This is a genomic window from Lysinibacillus sp. RU7 (assembly GCF_057837305.1).
The window spans coordinates 1-241 of sequence record NZ_JBYQFK010000283.1 but is presented as its reverse complement, the minus strand read 5'-3'; the positions used below and the strand labels follow the sequence as shown (position 1 = coordinate 241).

The following is a 241-nucleotide window of genomic DNA, read 5'->3' as shown; positions in this document are numbered from 1 at the left end:
CAACGGCGGCCTTAAGCAGAGGCTCGGTAATCCCTGGGCTAATGACGAACTGGGCACCCGCCTGCGTAACTTCCTGCAGCTGTTGGGTGTTAAGCACGGTGCCGGCCCCCACAATGGCGTCGGGGACGTTTTTGATGATGGCGCGCAGGGCATCCATCGCCACAGGGGTGCGCAACGTGACCTCAAGGACTTTGACGCCACCGGCGACCAGCGCCTGGGCCATAGGAACGGCATGTTCCAG

The 241-nt window shown here is 62.7% G+C and carries 1 protein-coding gene; it reads right to left on the bottom strand.

The window, feature by feature from the left end; genetic code table 11:
- Window positions 1-241, bottom strand: a 241-nt coding sequence (locus AC3II9_RS22415; protein ID WP_489158975.1) for a beta/alpha barrel domain-containing protein, incomplete at both ends; no start/stop codon positions are given.